The sequence below is a fragment of the Aliivibrio sifiae genome, assembly GCF_002954715.1.
In the GTDB taxonomy this organism is placed as follows: domain Bacteria; phylum Pseudomonadota; class Gammaproteobacteria; order Enterobacterales; family Vibrionaceae; genus Aliivibrio; species Aliivibrio sifiae.
Genome location: NZ_MSCP01000001.1, coordinates 2,052,708 through 2,076,309, shown reverse-complemented (window position 1 = coordinate 2,076,309; position 23,602 = coordinate 2,052,708). Strand labels below are relative to the sequence as shown.

General features: G+C 37.7%; 23 protein-coding genes. 14 read left to right on the top strand and 9 right to left on the bottom strand.

The annotated features are described in order from the left end of the window. Nucleotides 1–49: 49 nt before the first annotated feature. Together BTO23_RS09280 and luxS are read left to right on the top strand one after the other, a co-directional pair. Entirely contained in the window at nt 50–649 is a 600-nt protein-coding gene (locus tag BTO23_RS09280) for a transglycosylase SLT domain-containing protein (RefSeq protein WP_060992406.1), read from the top strand. A gap of 30 nt (nt 650–679) precedes the next feature. Then, on the top strand, nt 680–1,198 hold the full coding sequence (luxS, locus tag BTO23_RS09275) for an S-ribosylhomocysteine lyase (protein WP_061012756.1): 519 nt from the start codon (nt 680–682) through the stop codon (nt 1,196–1,198). Between the two features lie 64 nt (nt 1,199–1,262). On the opposite strand, the gene BTO23_RS09270 is transcribed toward luxS, so the two are convergent. Both BTO23_RS09270 and BTO23_RS09265 read right to left on the bottom strand, forming a co-directional pair. After that, nucleotides 1,263–2,540, bottom strand: coding sequence for an HlyC/CorC family transporter (locus BTO23_RS09270; RefSeq protein ID WP_060992404.1), 1,278 nt, complete (start codon nt 2,538–2,540; stop codon nt 1,263–1,265). Between the two features lie 101 nt (nt 2,541–2,641). After that, entirely contained in the window at nt 2,642–3,436 is a 795-nt protein-coding gene (locus BTO23_RS09265; RefSeq protein ID WP_060992403.1) for a cytochrome C assembly family protein, read from the bottom strand. A 151-nt stretch (nt 3,437–3,587) separates the two neighbouring features. Between BTO23_RS09265 and ffh the strand changes: the two genes are divergently transcribed. The 7 genes from ffh (at nt 3,588) to tyrA (ending at nt 9,619) form a co-directional block, all read left to right on the top strand. Then, nucleotides 3,588–4,964 (top strand): signal recognition particle protein, encoded by a 1,377-nt coding sequence (gene ffh, locus BTO23_RS09260; protein ID WP_060992402.1) that lies wholly within the window; start codon nt 3,588–3,590, stop codon nt 4,962–4,964. 259 nt (nt 4,965–5,223) lie between these two features. Further along, nucleotides 5,224–5,472: a 30S ribosomal protein S16 gene (rpsP, locus tag BTO23_RS09255; RefSeq protein ID WP_060992401.1), complete on the top strand. Its 249-nt coding sequence runs from the start codon at nt 5,224–5,226 to the stop codon at nt 5,470–5,472. Nucleotides 5,473–5,498: 26 nt separating this feature from the next. Beyond that, a complete protein-coding gene (gene rimM / locus BTO23_RS09250; RefSeq protein WP_060992400.1) occupies nt 5,499–6,026 on the top strand; it encodes a ribosome maturation factor RimM in 528 nt (175 codons plus the stop codon). Between the two features lie 22 nt (nt 6,027–6,048). Continuing rightward, nucleotides 6,049–6,798 carry a tRNA (guanosine(37)-N1)-methyltransferase TrmD gene (trmD, locus tag BTO23_RS09245; protein ID WP_105063400.1) on the top strand — a complete coding sequence of 250 codons (750 nt, stop codon included), beginning with the start codon at nt 6,049–6,051 and terminating at the stop codon, nt 6,796–6,798. Between the two features lie 40 nt (nt 6,799–6,838). Beyond that, nucleotides 6,839–7,192: a 50S ribosomal protein L19 gene (gene rplS, locus BTO23_RS09240; RefSeq protein WP_060992398.1), complete on the top strand. Its 354-nt coding sequence runs from the start codon at nt 6,839–6,841 to the stop codon at nt 7,190–7,192. Between the two features lie 213 nt (nt 7,193–7,405). Beyond that, nucleotides 7,406–8,479, top strand: coding sequence for a 3-deoxy-7-phosphoheptulonate synthase (locus tag BTO23_RS09235; protein WP_060992397.1), 1,074 nt, complete (start codon nt 7,406–7,408; stop codon nt 8,477–8,479). A 6-nt stretch (nt 8,480–8,485) separates the two neighbouring features. After that, complete coding sequence (gene tyrA / locus BTO23_RS09230; RefSeq protein ID WP_060992396.1) at nt 8,486–9,619, top strand: bifunctional chorismate mutase/prephenate dehydrogenase; 1,134 nt, start codon at nt 8,486–8,488, stop codon at nt 9,617–9,619. A 69-nt stretch (nt 9,620–9,688) separates the two neighbouring features. On the opposite strand, the gene BTO23_RS09225 is transcribed toward tyrA, so the two are convergent. From BTO23_RS09225 to ettA, 3 genes are all read right to left on the bottom strand, one after another. After that, complete coding sequence (locus tag BTO23_RS09225; RefSeq protein ID WP_060992395.1) at nt 9,689–10,702, bottom strand: M23 family metallopeptidase; 1,014 nt, start codon at nt 10,700–10,702, stop codon at nt 9,689–9,691. Between the two features lie 20 nt (nt 10,703–10,722). Further along, the gene (locus BTO23_RS09220) at nt 10,723–11,085 is read right to left on the bottom strand and encodes a PilZ domain-containing protein (RefSeq protein ID WP_060992394.1); all 363 of its coding nucleotides are present in this window, start codon (nt 11,083–11,085) and stop codon (nt 10,723–10,725) included. A gap of 124 nt (nt 11,086–11,209) precedes the next feature. After that, complete coding sequence (ettA, locus tag BTO23_RS09215) at nt 11,210–12,877, bottom strand: energy-dependent translational throttle protein EttA (protein ID WP_061004544.1); 1,668 nt, start codon at nt 12,875–12,877, stop codon at nt 11,210–11,212. A gap of 170 nt (nt 12,878–13,047) precedes the next feature. On the opposite strand from ettA, the gene sltY reads away from it, so the two are divergent. Both sltY and trpR read left to right on the top strand, forming a co-directional pair. Then, entirely contained in the window at nt 13,048–15,009 is a 1,962-nt protein-coding gene (gene sltY, locus BTO23_RS09210) for a murein transglycosylase (RefSeq protein WP_245922092.1), read from the top strand. Between the two features lie 68 nt (nt 15,010–15,077). Next, on the top strand, nt 15,078–15,416 hold the full coding sequence (gene trpR / locus BTO23_RS09205) for a trp operon repressor (protein ID WP_060992392.1): 339 nt from the start codon (nt 15,078–15,080) through the stop codon (nt 15,414–15,416). Here the strand turns inward: trpR and yjjX are convergent. The 4 genes from yjjX to bamD all read right to left on the bottom strand — a co-directional run bounded on the left by yjjX (nt 15,373) and on the right by bamD (nt 18,719). Beyond that, the gene (gene yjjX / locus BTO23_RS09200; RefSeq protein WP_061004542.1) at nt 15,373–15,891 is read right to left on the bottom strand and encodes an inosine/xanthosine triphosphatase; all 519 of its coding nucleotides are present in this window, start codon (nt 15,889–15,891) and stop codon (nt 15,373–15,375) included. The genes trpR and yjjX overlap by 44 nt on opposite strands. A 77-nt stretch (nt 15,892–15,968) precedes the next feature. Further along, entirely contained in the window at nt 15,969–17,147 is a 1,179-nt protein-coding gene (gene pheA, locus BTO23_RS09195) for a prephenate dehydratase (RefSeq protein WP_060992390.1), read from the bottom strand. Between the two features lie 120 nt (nt 17,148–17,267). Then, a complete protein-coding gene (gene hpf / locus BTO23_RS09190) occupies nt 17,268–17,630 on the bottom strand; it encodes a ribosome hibernation-promoting factor, HPF/YfiA family (protein ID WP_060992389.1) in 363 nt (120 codons plus the stop codon). A 363-nt stretch (nt 17,631–17,993) separates the two neighbouring features. Further along, nucleotides 17,994–18,719, bottom strand: a complete 726-nt coding sequence (gene bamD, locus BTO23_RS09185) for an outer membrane protein assembly factor BamD (protein ID WP_060992740.1) — start codon at nt 18,717–18,719, stop codon at nt 17,994–17,996. Between the two features lie 161 nt (nt 18,720–18,880). Between bamD and rluD the strand changes: the two genes are divergently transcribed. From rluD to clpB, 3 genes are all read left to right on the top strand, one after another. After that, nucleotides 18,881–19,855, top strand: coding sequence for a 23S rRNA pseudouridine(1911/1915/1917) synthase RluD (gene rluD, locus BTO23_RS09180; RefSeq protein ID WP_060992388.1), 975 nt, complete (start codon nt 18,881–18,883; stop codon nt 19,853–19,855). After that, the gene (gene pgeF, locus BTO23_RS09175; protein WP_105063399.1) at nt 19,856–20,587 is read left to right on the top strand and encodes a peptidoglycan editing factor PgeF; all 732 of its coding nucleotides are present in this window, start codon (nt 19,856–19,858) and stop codon (nt 20,585–20,587) included. A 95-nt stretch (nt 20,588–20,682) separates the two neighbouring features. Further along, nucleotides 20,683–23,268, top strand: coding sequence for an ATP-dependent chaperone ClpB (clpB, locus tag BTO23_RS09170; RefSeq protein ID WP_060992386.1), 2,586 nt, complete (start codon nt 20,683–20,685; stop codon nt 23,266–23,268). The last annotated feature ends 334 nt before the right edge of the window (nt 23,269–23,602 follow it).

Below are 23,602 nucleotides of genomic sequence, written 5' to 3'. Positions count from 1 at the left end.
AGAGCACTGTTATTCTATGGGTAGCAGTGCTTTTTTATTGAGTAAATATATGAACTATAAGTTTTTAATTCCAACAGTAGCATTACTCATGCTATCTGGTTGTGCTACAACGCCACCAACGAAGCAGGATAATTTATGCGATATCTTTCGTGAAAAAAGCGGTTGGTATGATGATGCAAAAGACATGACGGAAGAGTATGGTACGCCAATCAATGTTGCTATGGCGATAATGAAGCAAGAAAGTAGTTTTCGTTCAGATGTTCGCCCGCCAAGAACTAAGTTGTTAGGGTTTATACCATGGAGCCGTCCAAGTTCTGCTTATGGGTATGCTCAAGCACAAGATCCTGTATGGGGTGAGTATGAAGATGCAACGGGTGGTGGCTCAAGAAGTAGCTTTGATGATGCTATTATGTTTATTGGCTGGTATACCGATGGTTCGCAAAAGCAATTAGGTATCTCAAAGTGGGACCCTTATAGCCAATACCTTGCTTATCATGAGGGGCGTGGTGGTTATAAACGTAAGAGCTATCAAAGTAAGCCGCAATTGATTAAGATAGCACGTAGAGTTGAGTCTCAAGCGAAAACTTATGGCTGGCAATTAAAACAATGTAAAGCTGAGCTTGAAAGACAAAGTAGTTGGTGGTGGTAAGTCACCATTTATAAATTAAAGGATTAAATTATGCCATTATTAGATAGCTTCACCGTTGATCATACTCGTATGGAAGCGCCTGCTGTTCGTGTAGCAAAAACAATGCAAACACCGAAAGGTGATACGATTACAGTATTCGATTTACGATTTACAGCCCCAAATAAAGATATCTTGTCTGAAAAAGGCATTCATACCTTAGAGCATTTATATGCTGGTTTTATGCGTAATCATTTGAATGGTGCCGAAGTGGAAATTATTGATATCTCACCAATGGGCTGCCGTACTGGTTTCTACATGAGTTTGATTGGAACACCAGTAGAACAAACAGTGGCAAATGCTTGGATAGCATCGATGGAAGATGTATTAAAGGTGGAAGCTCAAAACAAAATTCCTGAATTAAACGAATATCAGTGTGGTACGTATGCAATGCATTCATTAGAAGAAGCTAAAGCAATTGCTACTGCTATTTTAGCTTCTGGTATTCGAGTTAATAAAAATGATGAACTTGCACTACCTGATTCAATGCTAAAAGAGCTATCAGTTAATTAGTTTGATTTATTTATGATCTAAAAAAGCCCGTATTAGTGAACTAATACGGGCTTTTTTATGAAGTTTATTTTGTTTCTTCTTCAGGTGTTGGAAATACTTTAACTAAATTGATTTTGTTTTCTTCAACAGCAATAATTTTCATATTGTGCTGATCAATTTCAAGACTGATATCTGTCTCTGGTATTTCCTCTAGGTGTTCCAAAATTAATCCATTTAACGTTCTTGGACCATCTGTGGGTAAATCCCATTTCAAGCCTTTATTTATATCTCGGATATTAGCACTGCCTTCAATCATGAAACTACCATCTGGTTGAGGTGTTATTTCTTCGGCTAAGCTTGGTGCCATTGACGTTGTAAATTCACCAACAATTTCTTCCAAGATATCTTCTAATGTAATTAATCCTTGGATGTCACCATATTCATCTACGACAAGTCCAATACGTTCTTTATTACGTTGAAATTTTAGTAATTGGCTGTTTAGTGGTGTTGCTTCTGGGATGAAATAAATCTCATCAGCTGCTCGTAATAGTGTTTCTTTTGTCATTTCATTTTTTTCAAGCATCAATCGGTAAGATTCACGTAAACGAAGCATGCCAACCACTTCATCAATTTGATCTCGATACAGAACGATACGTCCATGAGGGGAATGAGCTAATTGGCGAGAAATGGATTTCCAATCGTCATTAATATCGATGCCTGTAATTTCGCTACGAGGGACCATTATGTCATTCACAGTGACATGTTCTAGGTCTAGAATTGAAATTAACATATCTTGATGTCGGCGAGGAATTAGACCACCTGCCTCATGTACGACTGTTCGAAGTTCTTCTGAACTCAGATTGTCTTTATCATCATTGCGGTTTCCAAGCCCTAAGATCTTCAAGAAACCATTTGTAATAAAGTTAACTAATATGACTAATGGAGAAAGGAGTTTCATTAATACATTTAAGACAATACTACTACTGTAAGACACTCGCTCTGGGTACATAGCCGCAAGAGTTTTTGGGGTTACTTCAGCAAAAACAAGAATAACAAGTGTCAGTATGCCTGTAGCAATTGCGACACCATAATCACCATAAAGACGCATACCAAGGATTGTCGCTATTGCAGAAGCAAGAATATTAACGAGGTTATTGCCAATAAGGATAAGTCCGATAAGACGGTCAGGACGACTTAATAACTTTTCAACACGTTTCGCACCTTTATGACCCTGATTGGATAAGTGCTTTAGGCGGTAGCGGTTTAACGACATCATGCCCGTTTCTGAGCTTGAGAAGTAACCTGAGATAACAATAAGTACAGCAAGTAGAGTAAATAGGGCGCCGGTTGATATGTCGTCCAAGTGTCTAAATCCTCAATTTAAAAATAGTAATAAAGTGTATTTATCAATACTAACAATAAAAATGTCAATTTTGATTGTGAAAAATGAGTGGATTATCAGTATTAAGTCAAAATGATTTCTTGAACAAAACGACTACCGAAATAAGCAAGGGTAAGTAAAAATGCACCAGAAAGGCTAAACCATAATGCTTTTTGTCCACGCCAACCTTGACGATAATGGCCCCAAGTTAATACGGCGTAGATGATCCAAGCGAAGAAAGAAAGTACCGCTTTATGCGTTTTTCCTTGGGCGACCATATCTTGAATGAATGTGAGGCCTGTCAATAAAGTTAATGTTAGTAGAGCTAAACCGACAAGAATGATCTTGAAAAGTTGACGTTCCACCATCATTAAAGGAGGAAGGTTTGGATTAAGAGTTAATGACTTCTTGCTTTTTAGTTTATGATCAAGCCAAGCAAGTTGCAGAGCATAAAGTGTCGCGATCATTAATGTTGAGTATGCAAATAATGCTAACGATATATGAATTAATAGACTTGGGTGCGTTTCTAAATGAGTAATGAAAGCGCCCGGTAAAAAGGTGGCGGCCAGTAAGTTTATTGCAGAAAAGCTGTAAACTACGGGCAAAATAAACCAGACTCTAAATTTGAGCATGGAAGCGCTCATTACTAAAGAGATAATAAAGCTAATTAGAGACGCAACATTTAGAATACTTAGGTTCTGTCCAAAGCTATTTAAGATCAGTTCTTTTAATTGCCAGGCATGTACAAGTAACGCAAGTGATGCGCATATAAATACAACATTTGTTTGAATTTTATTTTGACCTGCTAAGCCTGGAACAATAAAAGCTAATGCAAGAAAGTAAAAAAGTGCAGCACTGATTGCTGTAATGGTATCCATAATTCACTGATCATCCAATTTATCAACAATTTGATTATACCCTTTAGAGGGCCATCTCGGTAGGTGTGATTCAGTTAGTATAAAAAATTTTAATTATAACGTCTCAGATTTAGGTATAATCGAGATATGGTCGCAAAGTAGGCGCAAGAATATGTTTGATAATTTAACGGATAGACTATCCAAAACACTGAAAAATATCAGTGGTAAAGGTCGATTAACGGAAGACAACATTAAAGAAACACTGCGTGAAGTACGTATGGCTCTACTAGAGGCCGATGTTGCTTTACCTGTTGTTCGTGATTTTGTTAAACGAGTAAAAGAAAATGCGGTTGGTGTAGAGGTTTCAAAAAGTCTAACGCCAGGCCAAGAATTTATAAAAATCGTTCAGTCTGAGTTAGAAGCGATAATGGGGGACTCTAATGAGGCTCTTAATTTAGCGTGTCAGCCTCCAGCGGTTATCTTAATGGCAGGTTTGCAAGGTGCTGGTAAAACAACGAGTACAGGTAAACTAGCTAAGCTATTAAAAGAAAGAGATAAAAAGAAAGTACTTGTCGTGTCTGCCGATGTATATCGTCCAGCTGCAATTAAACAACTAGAAACACTTGCAGCAGAAGTTGATGTAGATTTCTTCCCATCAAGTGCAGACCAAAAGCCAATTGATATTGTTGATGGTGCAATTAGCCATGCAAAATTAAAGTTTTTTGACGTAGTCATTGTCGATACAGCAGGCCGTTTGGCTGTTGATACCGAAATGATGGATGAAATTAAACAGCTTCACGCGCATGTAAATCCAATTGAAACCTTGTTTGTTGTTGATGCAATGACAGGTCAAGATGCAGCAAATACAGCAAAGGCATTTGGCGATACCTTACCGTTAACGGGGGTTATCTTAACGAAAGTTGATGGTGATGCTCGTGGTGGTGCAGCACTATCTGTTCGTCATATTACTGGTAAGCCTGTTAAATTCTTAGGTGTTGGTGAAAAAACTGACGCATTAGAACCTTTCCACCCGGAACGTATAGCTTCTCGTATTTTAGGTATGGGTGATGTTCTTTCTTTAATCGAAGATCTTGAAAAGAACGTAGATAAAGAGAAAGCTGAAAAGTTAGCGAAAAAATTCAAAGAGAAAAAAGGCTTTGATCTTGAAGATTTTCGTGAACAACTAGGCCAAATGAAGAACATGGGCGGAATGATGGGCATGATGGATAAACTTCCAGGCATGTCTCAACTACCTGATAATGTAAAAGATAAAGTTGATGATAAAATGTTCCATCAAATGGAAGCTATTATTAACTCAATGACATTAAAAGAACGTGAACGCCCAGAATTAATTAAAGGTTCTCGTAAAAAGCGTATTGCTGCGGGATCAGGTACTCAAGTACAAGATGTAAACCGTATGCTGAAACAATTCACTCAAATGCAGAAGATGATGAAAAAAATGCAGAAGGGGGGAATGAAAGGCATGATGCGTAATATGCAAGGAATGATGGGTGGTGGAATGGGCGGTATGGGTGGCTTTGGTCGCTAACAGTTAATTCTCATTCTCAAAACGTAAAAATCAGATAACAAGGTGCGACAAGTTAATTTATTGATAAATTTAACCTAGCGCACCTTTTTTACCCAATTTTTTCATTAATTACAGAAATAATTGGTGAAAAAGTAGCTAAAGCCCTTGCATTGAAAGCTCATAAGAGTAAAATTCCGGGGCTTTATTTTGGCACGAGGGCTCAAGAAAAATATTTTTTTTGGGCCAATTTAATTTTTATACAAAGCAAATAGAGGACGATATGGTTACCATTCGTTTGGCACGTCACGGCGCTAAGAAGCGTCCATTTTATCAAATCGTAGTAGCGGACAGCCGTTTCAAAGCAACTGGTCGTTACATTGAGAAAGTAGGTTTCTTTAACCCTACAGCACAAGGTCAAGAAGAAGGTCTACGTTTAGATCTTGATCGCGTTAACCATTGGGTTGGTTTAGGCGCTGGTCTTTCTGATCGTGTAGCTAAGCTAGTTAAAGACGCTAACAAAGCGGCTTAATTTTAGTTGGTTAAGGTAAAGATTTTATGAGTAAGCAAGACGAGATTATTGTTGTAGGTAAGTTCGGAGCTTCCTATGGTATTCGTGGCTGGTTGAAAGTAGTCTCTTTTACTGATCAACCTGAAAGTATTTTCGACTACAAACCTTGGCTTATTAAAGTTAAAGGTGAATGGGTCGAGTTTTCAGTCGAAAGCTGGAAACGTCATAAAGGTTTGGTATGCAAACTGGAAGGGTTAGAAGTTCGAGAAGATGCTCAAACTTATACTAACCTAGAAATTGCAGTTAAAGCCGATGTATTACCTGAACTGTCAGAAGATGAATTCTACTGGCGTGAATTGTTTGGTATGGAAGTGGTTACAACAAAAGGCTATATGCTTGGTGTTGTTGACGACATTTTAGAAACCGGATCAAACGATGTTCTTGTAATCAAAGCAAACCTGAAAGATGCTTTTGGTAAGAAGGAACGATTAGTTCCTTTTATTGATGAGCAAGTGATTAAGTTAATTGATCGCACAGCTCAACGGATCGAAGTTGACTGGGATCCTGGGTTCTAAACCCTAGGTAAAGCGAGGGCACATGTGGGTTGGGGTTATAAGCCTATTTCCTGAAATGTTCCGTTCGGTTACCGATTTTGGGGTAACTAGCCAAGCAATTAAAAAAGGTCTTTTATCTATAGAGACATGGAATCCTAGAGATTTCACTCAAGATAAACATCGCACTGTTGATGACCGACCTTATGGTGGTGGTCCTGGTATGTTAATGATGGTTCAGCCTTTGCGCGACTCCATTAGTGCAGCCAGACAAGCATCACCCGGCAAAACGAAAGTGATTTACCTTTCACCCCAAGGCCGTACGCTAAATCAAGCAGGTGTTGAGGAGTTAGCAACTAATGAGAATTTAATTCTTATTTGTGGCCGATACGAAGGTGTAGATGAGCGCATAATACAATCAGAAGTTGACGAAGAATGGTCAATTGGCGATTTTGTGCTTACAGGTGGGGAACTCCCTGCTATGACGCTGATTGATTCTGTATCTCGGTTTGTTCCGGGGGTATTAGGGGATTTCGCGTCCGCTGAAGAAGATTCTTTTGCAGACGGTTTATTAGATTGTCCGCACTATACAAGACCTGAGGTTTTGGATGGTAAGGAAGTGCCTAGTGTACTTAAATCTGGAAACCATAAAGATATCGCTCGTTGGCGAATGAAACAATCGTTAGGCCGTACTTGGCTAAGAAGACCAGAGCTCCTGGGAAATCTAGCTCTGACTGACGAACAGGAATTATTACTGGCTGAGTTTGTTCGTGAAGAACATCAGCAAAGTAAGTAATTAAGAAATTTAGTATCAGTTTATTCTAGGATATACAAAAATGAGCAACATCATTAAAGCTCTTGAAGATGAGCAACTAAAACAAGACCTACCTAAATTCGCTCCAGGTGACACTGTAGTAGTTCAGGTTAAAGTTAAAGAAGGTGAGCGTGAGCGTCTACAGGCATTCGAAGGCGTTGTAATCGCTATTCGTAACCGTGGTCTTCACTCTGCGTTCACTGTACGTAAAATTTCTAACGGTGAAGGTGTTGAGCGTACGTTCCAAACTCACTCTCCAATCGTTAACAGCATCGAAGTTAAACGTCGCGGTGCAGTACGTCGTGCCAAGTTGTACTACCTACGTGAGCGTTCTGGTAAATCAGCTCGTATCAAAGAGAAGCTGGCTAAAAAGTAACGCACACGAGAACGTTCTCAAATGTGCTATAAAGGTGCGCTGTTATCAGCGCACCTTTTTTTATCCCCTGTGAGTTGTGTAATTAATTCTTTACACTTTGATTATTTTGTATTTATTTTATTACAATAGTTGATTTTCATCCCATAGCTGTTAAATTATTTCTATTCGTCTTCAAAGACTCTTAATGGAAATAAAAGTTTACAGGTGTAGGATATGAAAAAAAGCGAACTAAGCAATATTAATATTAGTGATGAGCAAGTACTGATCACCCCGCAAGAGTTAAAAAATAAAATTCCATTAAGCGATAATGCTCGTCAGTTTATTCAACAATCTCGTCAAACTATTTCAAATATTATTCATAAGAAAGATCATCGTTTATTGATCGTTTGTGGTCCATGCTCCATTCATGATATTGATGCAGCCAAAGAATATGCTAAACGCTTAAAGGTGATCTCTGAAGATCTTAAAGATCAGTTATACATTGTTATGCGTGTTTACTTTGAAAAACCAAGAACTACAGTCGGCTGGAAAGGATTAATTAATGACCCACATCTTGATGGTTCTTTTGATATTGAACATGGCTTACATACTGCAAGACAATTACTTGTTGATTTGGCGGAAATGGAAATTCCATTAGCAACTGAAGCGTTGGACCCTATTAGTCCACAATACATTGGCGATACATTTAGTTGGGCGGCTATTGGCGCACGTACCACGGAATCGCAAACACATCGTGAAATGGCAAGTGGTCTTTCTGTTCCTGTTGGTTTTAAAAATGGTACTGACGGTAGTCTATCGACATCAATCAATGCGATGCAGGCAGCGGCTTCAAGTCACCGTTTCATGGGGATTAATAGCGAAGGGCAGGTTGCATTATTAACCACGCAAGGTAATCCTAATGGCCATGTAATCTTACGTGGTGGTAAACAAACTAATTACGATTCTGTATCAGTAACTGAATGTGAAGAAGAGTTAGCTAAATCTAATCTTGATGCGGCACTAATGATCGATTGTAGTCATGCTAACTCTCGTAAAGATTACCGTCGTCAACCATTGGTTGCCGAAGATGTTATTCATCAAATTCGTGAAGGGAATAAATCAATCATAGGGTTGATGATTGAAAGCCATTTAAATGAAGGGAATCAACCTTCTGACATTCCATTATCAGAGATGAAATATGGAATTTCTATCACAGACGCATGTATCAATTGGGATTCAACTGAGGCACTATTACGTCATACTCATAAAGAATTAATTCCAGTATTGGAAGATCGTTTAAAAGGATAGAACGAGATGACGGTAGAGTTGAGTCATTTACGCGACCAAATTGATGCAGTAGATAAACAAATGTTGGATCTTTTATCTCAACGTCTGCATTTAGTTGAACAAGTTGGTGAAGTAAAAAGTGCACATGGATTACCTATTTATGATCCAAGCAGAGAGGCTGCGATGCTTGCTTCAAGACGACAAGAAGCTGAAAAGAAAGGAGTTCCGCCATCCTTAATTGAAGATATTCTACGTCGAACAATGCGGGAATCTTACAGTAGTGAAAATGACTCAGGCTTCAAATGTTTAAAACCCGAATTACGCCCAATTGTAGTGGTTGGTGGTAATGGACAACTTGGTGGTTTATTTGCCAAAATGTTTCGACTATCTGGCTATGAAGTACGGATCCTTGGCAGTAAAGATTGGAATAATGCAGAAACAATTTTAAATGATGCAGGCATGGTGGTTGTCACCGTTCCTATTAATTTAACCGTTGATGTAATTAATAAACTTTCAGGATTACCAGAAGATTGCATTTTATGTGATTTAACTTCTATAAAGAAAAAACCACTGCAAGCAATGATGGAAATTCATAAAGGTCCTGTAGTTGGTTTACACCCAATGTTTGGTCCTGATATTCCTAGTTTAGCGAAACAAGTGATTGTTATGTGCGATGGCCGTAATCAAGAAAGTTACGCTTGGCTTAAAAATCAGTTTGAAATTTGGGGTGCAATAGTTCGTGATATCTCTGCAACAGAGCACGATCACGGAATGACATTAATCCAAGCTCTGCGTCACTTTACTTCATTTGCTTACGGTCAACACCTTGCCAAAGAAAATCCTGATATTGAACAACTACTTAATTTAAGTTCTCCAATTTATCGTTTGGAATTGTTGATGGTAGGGCGATTATTTGCACAAGACCCTAATCTGTATGCTGATATTATTCTTTCATCAGAAGAAAATATTGAAATGATAAAGCGCTTTCACCAGCGATTTGGTGATGCAATTGCGTTATTAGAAAATCATAATCGTGAAGGCTTTATTGACAATTTTAAAGAAGTTGAACATTGGTTTGGAGATTATGCAGAGCAATTTCTAATCGAAAGTAAGAGCTTACTTAGACAAGCTAATGATTCGATTCATCGTGAAAGAACGTAATATAGCGAAGAACATAAAGTAAAAAAGGTGAGTATGTGCTCACCTTTTTTATATGTAAATGAAGTTAATTTATTGAGTTATTGGCATCGGTATTTGTTTCTCAGCTTTTACTGTATTAATGGCTTCAATTTGCTCAACGGTTGGTTTCTGCGTTAATTTTAACTGCAGTTTTACCATGTTATTCATAATTTCAACGAGTGGCGTCCATTTAACACTTCGTTCTTTCTCAAATAAACTCTCAAAACGATCTGGTGTCCAATCGATAAAAGGTTGAGGGTTTAATACTCTACCTAGAAATCGTACTTCATAATGCAGATGTGGCCCAGTAGAATTGCCTGAATTACCGCAGGTAGCAATTAACTCACCTTTTTTTACAAATTGCCCTGAGCGGACCTTAAATTTTTGTAGATGGGCATACATGGTCATAAAACCAAACGAGTGTTGAACCTTTAGTAAGTTACCATAACCTTTATTACTTGGACGAGCGAGTTCAACGACACCATCAGCTGGCGCATAAATTTCAGTACCACGCTTACAAGTAAGGTCTTGACCTAAATGACGTTGTCTCTTACCTGAAATTGGGTTTGTTCTTTTCCCGAAACTTGATGAATTTCTAATAAAATCAATTGGAGTATCGTTAGGTATTAAACGAAACATGGTTGCTCTAACTGCGGAATCAATGGTCGCTACGTCTAGTCTTTGTTCCAATGTTTTTTCAGATAGTTGAATATCGTCTTCAGAGATATCTTGTAAACCAAGTACGGACTCAACATCTTCAACTCGTTGACTAATAACTATAAATTCATTCTCTTTTGCTTCAAGCTGCTGAGTTAATTCATAATTGCTATTATTGTTGTCAATAATAAGATTGTTGAGTTCACTGTTTTGTACTTGAAGTTGAGCAATCGCTAACTCTGATGCTTGTTGTTTTTGATAAAAATAATGTAATCCAAAGCCACTTAACGTGAATGAACTAAGCCCAAGTAAGAGAGATAAAATGACAAGGTTTTTCCGTTTAGGAGAAATAGCGAAGAAACGAGTTCCCTTATTATGAGAAACGGAAATACGAATTTTATCTGGCATAGAAATAACAACTTATTACTTTAGGTTAATGTGCTTAGCTCTGAGAGTTGGCGTAATAACATATCGCTATTACCAACATTGAGTTCTATTAAGCGTTTAAGATGGCTAATACTATCAATATCTATATGTTGAATACAGAGCCTTAATATATTATTTGTTCTCTGAATGAGCATACATTCAGCAATGATATGAATATCACTTTCATTAAGAGTAAATCTTACTGTCATTTTTGAATTTGGTTTTAGTTCACAATCATTGTCTAATACGACGAGTAAACCGTGAAGAGATAAATCAATTAAAGATCCATTTAATGATATTCCATTATGTAAAATGATGACATCAGCTTGATATAACACGCGTGCAAACTTACGTCGTTCGATCATAATACTATCCTTATATTATAAGCTTAACTTCTAAGTATGATGTCTGGTTTGCTCTAAGTCTAATAAAAAGGCCGCAATATTGCGGCCCTTATGATAAACATCAAATAATATACGAAAGGGTGAATTATTTCGTCATACGTTTGTATTTGATTCTGTGAGGTTCTGCTGCTTGAGCGCCTAATGTTTTCTTCAACCAATCGCTATATTCAGTGTAGTTACCTTCAAAGAAGTTTACTTGGCCTTCATCACGGTAATCAAGAATGTGTGTAGCAATACGGTCTAGGAACCAACGGTCATGCGAGATAACCATTGCACAGCCAGGGAATTCAAGAAGTGCTTCTTCTAATGCTCGTAATGTTTCAACATCCAAGTCATTGGTTGGTTCATCGAGTAGTAACACGTTACCACCAGTTTTGAGCAGTTTTGCTAAATGAACACGGTTACGCTCACCACCAGAAAGATCACCAATGATTTTTTGTTGGTCATTGCCTCGGAAGTTAAAGCGAGAACAGTAAGCACGTGCAGGGATCTCAAAATTGTTGATTTTGATGATGTCAGCGCCTTCAGAGATCTCTTGGAAAACAGTTTTTGTATCATCCATAGAATCACGGAACTGATCAACAGAAGCTAATTTAACGGTTTCACCTAGATCAATAGTGCCTGAATCTGGAGTTTCTGCACCGCTTAACATCTTAAATAGTGTTGATTTACCTGCACCATTGGCACCGATAATACCGACGATAGCGCCTTTAGGCATACTAAATGATAAGTCATCGATAAGAACACGATCACCAAATGATTTAGTTAGGTTACTTACTTCAAGAACTTTATCACCTAAACGTTCGCCTGGTGGAATGAATAGTTCATTTGTTTCATTACGTTTTTGGTGATCAGTATTTTGAAGTTCTTCAAAACGAGCCATACGAGCTTTTGATTTTGCTTGACGACCTTTAGGGTTTTGGCGAACCCATTCAAGCTCTTTCTCAATTGTTTTTTGACGAGCGTTTTCTTTCGATGATTCTTGTTTTAGACGTTCGTCTTTTTGTTCTAACCAAGAGGTATAGTTACCTTCCCATGGAATACCTTCACCACGGTCAAGTTCAAGGATCCAACCTGCTGCATTATCTAGGAAATAACGGTCATGGGTAATTGCCACAACAGTACCAGAGTAATCAACAAGGAAGTGCTCAAGCCAAGCGACTGATTCAGCATCAAGGTGGTTGGTTGGTTCATCAAGAAGCAACATGTCAGGTTTTTCAAGTAATAGACGACAAATCGCAACACGGCGACGCTCACCCCCTGATAAAAATTCGATTTTCGCATCCCATTCAGGAAGGCGTAGTGCGTCAGCTGCACGCTCTAGAGCATTATCTAGATTGTGGCCATCTTTTGCTTGGATAAGTGCTTCAAGTTCACCTTGCTCTTTAGCAAGTGCATCGAAATCTGCACCTTCTTCAGCATAAGCCGCATAAACAGCATCAAGACGAGTAAGTGCACCAGCAACATCAGAAACCGCTTCTTCTACAATTTCACGAACTGTTTTTGATTCATCTAAAACAGGTTCTTGTGGTAGATAGCCAACTTTTAATCCAGCTTGTGGACGAGCTTCACCATCAATATCGGTATCTAAACCTGCCATAATGCGAAGTAGGGTGGATTTACCTGAACCATTTAGGCCAAGAACACCGATTTTTGCACCAGGGAAGAAGCTAAGAGAAATGTCTTTCAGGATTTGTCTTTTTGGAGGAACAATTTTGCTCACTCGTGACATTGTATATACGTATTCAGCCATAATCACTTATTAGAGTAGGTTAACGGAAATATTATTTTACTATTTATGATACACAGTTTAACACTCATTCTTGCAGTTACTAGGGTAATATAAGCAAACTCAAAGAAGAATTAGAGAGTTGTTTAACTCTGTCTCATATCCGTGCGTTGGTGAAAAGGTTGGAAAGTTAGGTGTTTAAAGAATCAATGAAATACACACAGCAAAAATTAGGGATGATGGCCGTGTTGTGCATTGGAATGAGTGTGCATACCGTTGAGGCGTTATCGATAGATGAATCGCGAGTTCAATACCAAGAAGCAAAGGAGTTGCTTAACGAAAAGAAGTTTGATGAGTACATAAAAGTAAGAGCAAATTTAGATGATTATCCACTTGCCCCTTATTTAGATTATCGTGAATTACGAATGGATTTGAGTTCTAAAACACCAGATGATATTCGCCTATTTAGGCATTCACATAAAACATTGGCGATTGGCAATTCTTTAGATTATCAATATTTAGTGGTACTTGGTTTAAATGAACGTTGGAAAGAATTTTTGGACTACTTTCCTAATGAACCGAGTAGTACAAATTTACAATGTTATTACTACCAAGCAAAAAATGAGCTTGGAGATAAAAAAACAGCATGGAAAGGTGCTGAAAAGTTATGGCTAACAGGAGGTTCTGTTACCTATGAATGTGATGATTTATTTAAAGCGTGGTCTGATGCCGGTAAGCTAACGGATGAGTTAATTATCGACAGAATGTTATTGGTTTATAAGGCTCGTAATAATAGTTTATTTTCTTACTTAGAAAAGATGCTAACGTCAGATAAAGCAAAAGAACAAGCAAAAGAACAAGCGAAAGATATAGTTACTTTATTTAATGATCCTGATTTACTTGTTTCATATTCAACTAAGAATAAATCGTCTGAATTTACGAAACAGTTAACTTTTATTTCTATGGAAAGAGAAGCAAGAAAAGATCCACGTAAAGCGATTGAAATGCTTCCAGCTATAGCAAAGAAACAGAAGTTCACAGAAAAAGAATCAATCAAAATTACACATCGTATAGTGAGTAGTATTATGTCTACCGACTCTACGGAATTGGCTGCATGGCGTGATTCACAACTTGAAAAATACCCAGAAGATTCTTTTATTGAACGCCGTATTCGTGTTGCTATTCGTGCAGCTGATTGGAATGATATGAGTAAATGGATGGCATATTTAACGCCAAGTGCTCAATCTTCATTACGTTGGCAATTTTGGCAAGCTCGTATTGAGAGTGAAAATGGTGAACATGCTAAAGCCAATGCTAGATTACAAAAATTGCTTGGACAGCGTAATTTTTACAGTGTTGCAGCGGCAAATATTTTAGGGGAACCAATTCAATACCCAATGAATACTGCACCAACCAATATTAAACCTGTAAAAGATAAATATAAAATTGAGTTGGCTCGAATTAAAGAGCTGATTGCTATTGATGAAATACCAACAGCAAAAAGTGAATGGGAATATTTACTTAATAGAGCATCAAAAACCGAAGTAAAAGAGCTTGCGAGTTATGCCGCTCAACATCGTTGGCATCACTTTACTGTGCTAGCCACAATTAAAGGAAGAATGTGGGGGTACTTAAGTTTACGTTTTCCTATTGCACATCAGTGGTGGTTTGGACATTACAGCAAGGAGTTAGGTTTAGATAAAGTGACGTTAATGTCATTATCTCGACAAGAAAGTGCTTTATATGCAGAAGCTCAATCGCCAGTTGGAGCTCGTGGTTTAATGCAAATTATGCCAGCGACTGCTAAATATACAGCGAAAAAAATCGATTATGATAAGTATGAAGGTGTTAGCAGCTTAAATGATGTTGATGTAAATATTCATATTGGGTCGAATTATCTAAAAGGTTTAATGGATGATTATGATGGGAACCGAATATTTGCGTTAGCGGGTTATAATGCTGGTCCTCACCGTGTTAAACGATGGAGAGCTGTTTCTGATGAAAAGCTAGATGCTTACGCATTTATAGAGGCTATCCCTTTTAAAGAAACGCGTGGCTACGTACAAAATATTTTAATGTTTGAGACGTACTATCGCAGTTTACTTGGTGAGAAAGGACCTTTCTTATCGGAGAAAGAACTGAATTTAGAGTATTAATTATTTTAGATTGATTATAAAGTAGGGGGCCTAAGTGCTCCCTTTTTTATTATTGTAATGAGGATTTTATGTCAGGTTCAGCAAAATATTCAGATTGGTCGCAAGTGATGGCATTGATAGCTAATGCTGCAGAGCAAGGTAAGCATCAATCTTTGTTGACCATGTTGATGACTCCTGATGAGCGTGATGCCCTAGTAGCACGAGTTAATATTTGTCATGAATTATTGCAAGGAGAGTTAAGCCAACGCCAGATTAGTCAGTTATTAGGCGTCGGTATTGCAACAATAACTCGAGGCTCAAATGAATTAAAAAGCCATACTCATGATGAAAAAGAATGGCTAATGGAATTACTTCAACAGAGTGCTAAAAGCGTTCAGGATGAAGGAAAGGGATCAGAGCAAGAGTAAGTGCTTGCTGATAAACGGAGCTTCTTGTTAATAGGTTATTGGTTAATAAGCCAATAGCCCCACCTTTTTGCTTTATATTTTTAGTATTAAATTGTTCATCCATAACAACACCTAACTCTTTACCCTCATTGACTGCAGAAATCACCGCAGGTGGGAGAGGTAAACTTGATGATCTTGATTCACCAATCATCTTTCCATTATCAATAATCATCCAAGCAAACGTTGCTGAGTTTTCTATACCCGCTTCTAATCCTACGTAATAATGAGCATTTGGATGTAATGCTTTAGCATTATTCACCCTATTGATTGCTCCTTGCTTTGTTTCAACACAAGTCATAGGTTGTTCAGAAACATCACTTTTAACTGAAATGCCTTCAAAAACAAAATCCATAGTAGGAAATGCTTGAATAAATGCAGATTCTACAGCATGTATTTTTGCAGGGTTAAGTGAAGCAACAATAATTTTATGTGTCATATGACGATGAAATCCCTTATATCAACCAACTGATACCGCTAAGTATCAGTTGATTTAATCGTATTGAAATAGACTTGTTATTTAATTTGAGGAATATCTGTAGGTGTTACGTTTTCGATTGGGTAGCAACCGAGAACTTTTAAATAACGGGTAATTGCTGTTAATTCTTCAATTGCAGAGCTCATTGCTGTTGATTTTAAATGTGCTTCTAAATCAACATAAAACATTTCTTCCCAAGGGTTCCCCATAATAGGGCGAGATTCTAGTTTACTCATATTAATTCCATATTTACGTAGAACTAATAGAGATTCAACAAGTGAACCTGCGTCTTGAGACGTCGACATAATCAGTGTTGTTTTTGCTGGAATTTGTTCAGAAACATCAACAGGCTTTCTTGCTACTACAATAAAACGAGTTTGATTTTCAGTTTGATTTGAAATGTTAGTAATTAAAGATTGCAGTCCATAAAGCTTACCACTGTCTGAATTGCCAATAGCGGCAACATGTGGAGAGTTTATGTCTTTCACTGCGATCATTGCATCAGCGGTGCTTGAGCAAGAAATGAGTTCAACATTATCTAAACGGTGTAAAAATTCACTGCATTGCTCATGGGGCTGGGGGTGAGAATAAAGAGTTTTAATTGATTCTAGCGTGGTATCAGAGGTGGTTAATAAGCAATGATCAATTTGCTGAGTAAGTTCACCTACAATGTATAAGCTAGTGTGCTGTAGGAGGTCATAAACTTCATTGATAGAACCTGAGCTGGTATTTTCAATAGGAAGGACACCATAATCGGCATGGCCTGATTCTACGGTTTTTATTACTTCTCTAAAGTTTTCACATCCTAGTTCTGCTAATTCAGTATTTTTCTTACTGAAATAACGACGACTAGCGAGATTTGAATATGACCCTTTTGATCCTAGATAAGCAACTCTTGCTACTGGTTTTCTACTTAACTCAGGGTTGGTAAGGTTTTGAAAATATTCTTGTTGTAATAAAACAGAATCTTCAATAATAGTGTGGAATAGTTGAGTTATATAGTAAGCATCAAGATCGAATGCTTTACCATTTTTAATTAGTTTTACGAGTAGTTGTTGTTCACGCTTTGGATCACGTACAGGTTTTGAGGTTTGAACTTTGCTTTTAGCTACTTCAAGACTGAGTTTACGACGTTCAGAGAAAAGTTTTAATAATTCATTATCAAGCTCATTGAGGCGTAAACGAATATCGTCGAGAGAATAGTGGGTATCAGTCATGAATATGCAAACCTAGTAAATTAAGAGTTAATTCACAATAAGGAATCGATAAGTTTGCGTCAAGAAAAAACAGCGCTCAAATGAGCACTGTTTCAGAAAACGTTTGAGTTGACGATTTAATTACTGTTCGTATTCCTCTTCTAGGTCAACTTCTGGCTCTTCAACGATAGGTGCTTGAGCATGAGTTGCTCGGCGAGCCTCGCCTTTGTGTTGTAGCTTATCTAGTTGGCGTTCTAGTTTTTGGTACATCTCTCTAATTGCACCAAATAGGTCTTCTTGTTCTGCTGAGGCTGCAACTTTGCCACCTGCGATAGTTGCTTGTGCTTCTACCTTATGCTTACCATTTGCGCGCTTTGTAACACTAGCGTGACGACCAATAATGTCTAGATTTCTTTTTTCTTCTAGTTTTTTAAATTTCCCTTCAATACGTTCACGGATGCCTGGAGTGATGTCGATGTTGTTACCAGTGATTTCTACTTTCATATGATTTTCCTCTCTCTTGCCCCGTTTGGCATGTATCCAGATTACGGATCCACAGTAAAAATAAAGTGACCTAGATCACTATTTTAAAGTGTTTTATTGAGAAGGTGGTTGAATGTGATCTCAGGCAAGCCATTCAGATTTTTTTTGAAAAAAAACTTGATGAATTGGGTAAAGTAGGTAGATTGAAAGGGTTGGTTACTAGAAATGTTTGTTTTTAGGGCTCTGTTTCAACCTATTGTTTTTTATGGTTAATTTTTAGCCTCGTAGGTTTTGTGAACTCTATCATTTCAGGATAAGATAACAGACGTAAAAAAGCCGCACTTTATTTTAAGTGCGGCTTTTTACTTTTATGGAACTCCCTATCTATTGAGGGTTCAATGCAATTAATTCTTCTGTACGTTTTATTGCATCATCTAATTTCAATTCTTTATAGGCAGCTAGCATTATCGTTAACGATTTTCTTGCCGCTTCTGTATCTGGATAAGTTCGCTGCAGTTCTTGGCTGCGTTTTATTGCAGAAATCCATGCTTCTCGACGTAAATAGAAATCAGCTGTCGCTAATTCATATTCTGCTAAACGATTTTTTAATGAGAACATACGTGTTTGGGCATCTTCTGCGTAAAGGCTATTTGGGTAACGATCAAGTAATCGCTTAAAATCTTTAAATGCAGCACGTGCTGGTTCAGGGTCTCGATCCGAGCGATCTACTCGAAATAAATCGTGCATAAAGCTTCGATCTTGAGCCATATGAGTTAATCCACGCATATATAATACCCAGTCCGCTTTTGGATTAGTTGGGTTTAAACGATTAAAGCGTTCAATGGTAGCTAAGCCTAAAGCTAGGTCATCATTTTTGTAATATACGTAAATTAGATCAAGTTGAACTTGCTCTGAGTAGGCACCAAAAGGATAACGAGAATCTAGAGCTTCAAGGCGTTCTATCGCACTTGTCCAATTACCTGCCTGTAAAGAGATTTGAGCCTGAGAATATAATTCTGATGGTGGGATATCAGGGATTACATCATCACTGCTTGAGCAACCCACCAGTAAAGATACGGCTAATAATGAAGAAAGTGTTAAGCGTTTCATGCTTGAAAATGATCCTTGACTAAAAAAACTGAAGTTATCCATTACGAAATCCGTCGTTAACAGATACAATGGTCGATAGTTTATTTCACTTACAGTGTTGATGATACCAAATATGACGTATTTGTTTGGTATTAGTACCACTAATTTAAAAAAAGTTCGATATGGCACAACAAATAGAGTTAACAAGTACAGTAAAAGAAAGCCAACTAGGCCAGCGTTTAGATCAAGCTGCAGCAGAGTTGTTTTCTGATTTCTCTCGTTCACGCATCAAAGAGTGGGTATTAGCGGGTAAAATTTCCGTTAACGGTGAAGTTATCACTAAAGCTCGTGTAAAAATGATGGGCGGAGAAGAAATTTCAGTTAAAGCAGAATTAGAAGATGAGCAACGTTGGTTAGCTCAAGATATTCCTCTTGATATTGTTTATGAAGATGACGATTTATTAGTAATTAATAAACCTCGTGACTTCGTAGTACATCCTGGTGCAGGTACACCGGATAAAACGGTATTAAACGCATTGTTATTCCATTATCCAAGCATTGCAGAGGTACCTCGTGCAGGTATCGTGCACCGTTTAGATAAAGACACTACTGGTTTAATGGTAGTAGCGAAAACAGTACCAGCCCAAACACGTTTAGTTCGTGCGCTGCAAAAGCGTAAGATCACACGTGAATATGAAGCAGTTGTATTAGGTCGTATGACGGCTGGCGGCATGATTGAAAAACCAATTGGACGTCACCCTCAAAAACGTACGCTAATGGCTGTACATGAATTAGGTAAAGATGCTGTAACACATTATCGTGTTGCTGAGCATTTCCGTATCCATACGCGTTTACGTTTACGTCTTGAAACAGGTCGTACTCACCAAATTCGTGTGCATATGTCTTATCTACAACATCCACTAGTAGGTGATACTGCTTATGGTGGTCGTGCTCGTATCCCTAAAGGTGCGTCACAAGAATTAATTGACATGATCCGTGGCTTTAATCGTCAAGCGCTTCATGCTGCAATGCTACGTTTTGACCATCCAATTACAGGTGAGGTCATGGAGTTCCATGCGCCAATTCCTGATGACATGATTGCTCTATCTCAAGCTTTACGTGACGATGAACGTCTATTGCATGAGGATGAGTATTAAATGTCACTATTGTCGCCAAAATGGTCCGCTCCTAAAAATATTAACGTAGTTAGTACGACTCGTTTAGATGGTGTGTCTAAAGCCCCATTTTCGAGTTTAAATTTAGGTGATCATGTTGGCGATAATCATAATGATGTTGTGCTCAATCGTGAAAAACTGATTACGTTGGCGCAGTTACCTACTGCACCAACGTGGTTAAATCAGATTCATTCAACCAAAGTTATTACCCTTCCTCATTCAGATTTAATGAATCCTCCTTCTGTTGATGCTGCATATACAAATACAGCAAATCAAGTATGTTGTGTAATGACAGCAGATTGCTTGCCTGTGGTTATTTGTAACAAGGAAGGAACAGAAGTTGCAGCTGCTCATGCTGGATGGCGTGGCCTTCTTGATGGTATTTTAGAAAATACAGTAGAGCATTTTTCTTCGAATGAGCTTATTGCGTGGTGTGGACCAGCTATTGGCCCTACTGCATTTGAAGTCGGTAATGAAGTTAAGCTACAGTTTTGTGAGCAAGACCCTCAAGCGATAAACGCTTTTATTCCAAGTCATAATCCAGACAAATGGCTAGCTAATTTAGAACTACTTGCTACTCAACGCTTACAGAGTGTTGGTGTTCAAGAGGTTTATTATTCAAACCTTTGTACTTATTCAAATACAGAACAATTTTTCTCTTATAGAAAAAAGGGAGAAACAGGTCGCCAAGCAACCTTAATTTGGTTCGAATAATCTCTTTTATTTCCATTCCTCTTAGTTGATTTCTAAAGCACGAAACCCCATTTAAGAAGTAATAGTTACTTACTTTTCTTCTCTAGGAGAGGGTTATGCGTTTAGACCGATTTACCAGTAAATTTCAAATCGCCATTTCAGATGCTCAATCATTAGCATTGGGTCAAGATCATCAATATATAGAGCCAACCCATTTAATGGTGGCGTTATTAAATCAAGATGGCAGTACTATCAGACCACTACTGACATTACTTAATATTGATGTAACTCAACTTCGTTCAAAGCTATCTGAAATCCTAGACAAGGCTCCAAAAGTAACAGGTATTGGCGGTGATGTGCAGTTGTCATCAAACATGGGCGTTATTTTTAATTTGTGTGACAAAATCGCTCAGAAACGCAAAGATGCTTATATTTCTTCTGAAATATTCATGCTTGCAGCTATTGAAGATAAAGGACCATTAGGTAATTTATTCAGAGAGTTTGGACTTACAGAAACTAAAATTTCAAAATCTATTGATGAAATACGTGGTGGCGAGAAAGTAAATGATCAAAATGCAGAAGAAAAACGTCAAGCTTTAGAAAAATTTACCGTCGATCTTACTGAGAAAGCAGAACAAGGAAAATTAGATCCTGTAATCGGACGTGATGATGAAATTCGCCGCACTATTCAAGTACTTCAAAGACGAACTAAAAATAATCCCGTAATTATTGGCCAACCAGGTGTTGGTAAAACAGCGATTGTCGAAGGTTTAGCTCAACGTATTATTAATGGTGAGGTTCCTGAAGGCTTAAAGCATAAAAGAGTATTGTCTTTAGATATTGGTGCATTGGTTGCCGGTGCTAAATTTCGAGGTGAGTTTGAAGAGCGCTTAAAAGCGGTTTTAAATGAACTGGCAAAAGAAGAAGGTAATGTAATTCTCTTCATTGATGAAGTTCATACCATGGTTGGAGCAGGTAAAGGCGAAGGTTCTATGGATGCGGGTAATATGCTTAAACCTGCATTAGCTCGTGGTGATTTGCATTGTGTTGGTGCCACGACATTAGATGAATACCGTCAATATATAGAAAAAGATCCTGCACTAGAAAGACGTTTTCAAAAGGTCATTGTTGATGAGCCAACTGTCGAGGATACGATCGCTATATTACGTGGTTTAAAAGAACGTTACGAAATCCATCATCACGTTGAGATTACCGATCCTGCTATTGTTGCCGCTGCGACGCTATCTCATCGCTATATATCTGATAGACAATTACCAGATAAAGCGATTGATTTAATAGATGAAGCTGCATCAAGTATCCGAATGGAGATAGATTCTAAGCCAGAGTCACTTGATAAACTTGATCGTAAAATTATCCAATTAAAAATAGAGCAACAGGCATTAGTTAAAGAAAGTGATGATGCAAGTTTAAAACGCTTAGACTCGTTAAACCTTGAATTAAGAGAGAAAGAGCGAGATTACTCTGAGCTAGAAGAGGTCTGGAAAGCTGAAAAAGCAGCGCTTTCTGGAACTCAACATATAAAAACAGAGTTAGATACAGCAAGAAGCAATATGGACATCGCTCGACGTGCGGGCGATTTAAATCGCATGTCTGAATTACAATATGGACGTATTCCAGAGTTAGAAAAACAATTAGACCTTGCTGCACAAGCTGAAATGCAAGAGATGAGCTTGTTAAAGAATAAAGTAACAGATTGTGAAATCGCCGAAGTGCTTTCTCGTCAGACTGGGATCCCAGTAAATAAAATGCTGGAAGGGGAAAGAGATAAGCTATTAAAGATGGAAGAAGTATTGCACCATCGAGTGATAGGACAATCTGAAGCTGTTGAAGCGGTATCTAATGCGATCCGTAGAAGTAGAGCTGGTTTATCTGATCCAAATCGACCAATAGGTTCCTTTTTATTTTTAGGTCCTACTGGTGTGGGTAAAACAGAATTATGTAAATCATTAGCTAACTTCATGTTTGATAGTGAGGATGCCATGGTCCGCATTGATATGTCTGAATTTATGGAAAAGCATTCAGTTGCAAGACTTGTTGGTGCTCCTCCTGGTTATGTCGGTTATGAAGAAGGTGGTTATCTAACAGAGGCGGTTAGACGCAAACCTTATTCGGTCTTATTGCTTGATGAAGTAGAAAAAGCACATCCAGATGTATTTAATATCCTTTTGCAAGTCTTGGATGATGGACGATTAACTGATGGTCAAGGTCGTACCGTTGATTTTAAAAATACAGTAATCATTATGACCTCTAATTTAGGCTCTGATAAAATTCAGCAGCATTTTGGAGAGTTAGATTACGAGGGAATTAAAGCGTTGGTTATGGAAGTTGTAGGTCAGCACTTTAGACCAGAGTTTTTAAATCGAGTTGATGAAACTGTTGTTTTCCACCCATTAGGTCAAGATCATATTAAGAATATTGCATCTATACAATTACAACGTTTAGAAAAACGATTGAATGAAAAAGACTACCAACTAGAAATAACAAACGAAGCCTTAAATTTAATTGCTGAAGCTGGGTTTGATCCTATCTATGGAGCAAGGCCATTAAAAAGAGCAATTCAGACTTATATAGAGAATCCTTTAGCACAGGATATTTTAAGTGGAAAATTAAGAACGGGAGAAGCGATTAAGTTGAAAGTAAAAGATAATCAACTGATTGCCACTCAAAATGATGATTTTTGATGTTTAAAAGTACTGGTTGAGTTAATTTTAATCACTTAAGCTGCTTTTCAGTATTTTTACTAAAAAACAGTTGCATGAAATAAAAGACTCTCTATAATGCCGCCTCACTGACAAGGAGCTAATGAGTTAAATCAAGGTTCAATGTCTAGTGAGGTTGTTTTAATTATTTATTAAGTTAAGTGCTTGACACTTAATATTAAGTAAGTATTATGACCGTCCGCTTCAAGAGAAAGCCGAAAGGCTTAGAAAGTTGAAGTTTGCTCTTTAACAATTTGAAACCTATTAATCTGTGTGGGCACTTGTGAATTGATAATCACTAGTTTGCTCTTACTTA

What these genes read in the sequence shown, in the direction of transcription:
- BTO23_RS09280 (WP_060992406.1), top strand. Translation starts at nt 50, where the DNA reads ATGAACTATAAGTTTTTAATTCCAACAGTAGCATTACTCATGCTATCT.
- luxS (WP_061012756.1), top strand. Translation starts at nt 680, where the DNA reads ATGCCATTATTAGATAGCTTCACCGTTGATCATACTCGTATGGAAGCG.
- BTO23_RS09265 (WP_060992403.1), bottom strand. Translation starts at nt 3,436, where the DNA reads ATGGATACCATTACAGCAATCAGTGCTGCACTTTTTTACTTTCTTGCA.
- ffh (WP_060992402.1), top strand. Translation starts at nt 3,588, where the DNA reads ATGTTTGATAATTTAACGGATAGACTATCCAAAACACTGAAAAATATC.
- rpsP (WP_060992401.1), top strand. Translation starts at nt 5,224, where the DNA reads ATGGTTACCATTCGTTTGGCACGTCACGGCGCTAAGAAGCGTCCATTT.
- rimM (WP_060992400.1), top strand. Translation starts at nt 5,499, where the DNA reads ATGAGTAAGCAAGACGAGATTATTGTTGTAGGTAAGTTCGGAGCTTCC.
- trmD (WP_105063400.1), top strand. Translation starts at nt 6,049, where the DNA reads ATGTGGGTTGGGGTTATAAGCCTATTTCCTGAAATGTTCCGTTCGGTT.
- rplS (WP_060992398.1), top strand. Translation starts at nt 6,839, where the DNA reads ATGAGCAACATCATTAAAGCTCTTGAAGATGAGCAACTAAAACAAGAC.
- BTO23_RS09235 (WP_060992397.1), top strand. Translation starts at nt 7,406, where the DNA reads ATGAAAAAAAGCGAACTAAGCAATATTAATATTAGTGATGAGCAAGTA.
- tyrA (WP_060992396.1), top strand. Translation starts at nt 8,486, where the DNA reads ATGACGGTAGAGTTGAGTCATTTACGCGACCAAATTGATGCAGTAGAT.
- BTO23_RS09225 (WP_060992395.1), bottom strand. Translation starts at nt 10,702, where the DNA reads ATGCCAGATAAAATTCGTATTTCCGTTTCTCATAATAAGGGAACTCGT.
- BTO23_RS09220 (WP_060992394.1), bottom strand. Translation starts at nt 11,085, where the DNA reads ATGATCGAACGACGTAAGTTTGCACGCGTGTTATATCAAGCTGATGTC.
- ettA (WP_061004544.1), bottom strand. Translation starts at nt 12,877, where the DNA reads ATGGCTGAATACGTATATACAATGTCACGAGTGAGCAAAATTGTTCCT.
- trpR (WP_060992392.1), top strand. Translation starts at nt 15,078, where the DNA reads ATGTCAGGTTCAGCAAAATATTCAGATTGGTCGCAAGTGATGGCATTG.
- yjjX (WP_061004542.1), bottom strand. Translation starts at nt 15,891, where the DNA reads ATGACACATAAAATTATTGTTGCTTCACTTAACCCTGCAAAAATACAT.
- pheA (WP_060992390.1), bottom strand. Translation starts at nt 17,147, where the DNA reads ATGACTGATACCCACTATTCTCTCGACGATATTCGTTTACGCCTCAAT.
- hpf (WP_060992389.1), bottom strand. Translation starts at nt 17,630, where the DNA reads ATGAAAGTAGAAATCACTGGTAACAACATCGACATCACTCCAGGCATC.
- bamD (WP_060992740.1), bottom strand. Translation starts at nt 18,719, where the DNA reads ATGAAACGCTTAACACTTTCTTCATTATTAGCCGTATCTTTACTGGTG.
- rluD (WP_060992388.1), top strand. Translation starts at nt 18,881, where the DNA reads ATGGCACAACAAATAGAGTTAACAAGTACAGTAAAAGAAAGCCAACTA.
- pgeF (WP_105063399.1), top strand. Translation starts at nt 19,856, where the DNA reads ATGTCACTATTGTCGCCAAAATGGTCCGCTCCTAAAAATATTAACGTA.
- clpB (WP_060992386.1), top strand. Translation starts at nt 20,683, where the DNA reads ATGCGTTTAGACCGATTTACCAGTAAATTTCAAATCGCCATTTCAGAT.